We start from the raw sequence: 572 nt of genomic DNA, 5'->3' as shown, positions 1-572 counted from the left end.
AAAAGTCCGTTTTGCAGTTCTGCTCGGATTCATCATCATGTCCGCGTTTATTGTTTTCGGGTCTTTAAGGAAATAAGAGGTACTTATGCCATTACTTGCAGGTCTTATACCTTTATTGGCAATTTTGCTCAAAATGCTAATTGTCAGAATAATTATTGCTACTGGCATGACGTTTGTAACATATGCAGGCTATATTATTGCGCTAAATAAATTTAAAGATTACACCCTAAATGCAATCAATTCCATGCCGTCTGATATTCTTAATTTACTTTTAATCGGTGGTTTTGGCCAAGGTCTTGGTTATTTATTCGGCGCATTCAGCTTTTATATTGGAATGAATACATTAAATAAATTAACTTTTATTATGCCAAGGTAGCTTTATGATTTATTTGTTTACAGGGAATATGGGTACTGGCAAAACATCACGCGTAGTATCCATGATTCTGAACAACGAAGACGGCTTATTTAAAATGAAGCTTGAAGACGGTACGGAAGTAGATCGTCCGCTTTATTTCTGCCATATTGACGGTTTGGATAAACGAAAATTTAACGCGCATGAACTTACTGAAGAA

General features: G+C 35.5%; 2 protein-coding genes. Both read left to right on the top strand.

From position 1 onward, the window contains the following. The first annotated feature begins 85 nt into the window (after window positions 1-85). A complete protein-coding gene (locus HMPREF3022_RS03820; RefSeq protein ID WP_063068743.1) occupies window positions 86-376 on the top strand; it encodes a DUF2523 domain-containing protein in 291 nt (96 codons plus the stop codon). Window positions 377-380: 4 nt separating this feature from the next. Continuing rightward, the coding region (locus HMPREF3022_RS03815; protein ID WP_283119040.1) for a zonular occludens toxin domain-containing protein at window positions 381-572 on the top strand (192 nt) is incomplete at its 3' end.

The organism is Neisseria sp. HMSC065C04, from assembly GCF_001815375.1.
Lineage (GTDB): Bacteria > Pseudomonadota > Gammaproteobacteria > Burkholderiales > Neisseriaceae > Neisseria > Neisseria flavescens_D.
This window is presented reverse-complemented; position numbering and strand designations above follow the sequence as displayed.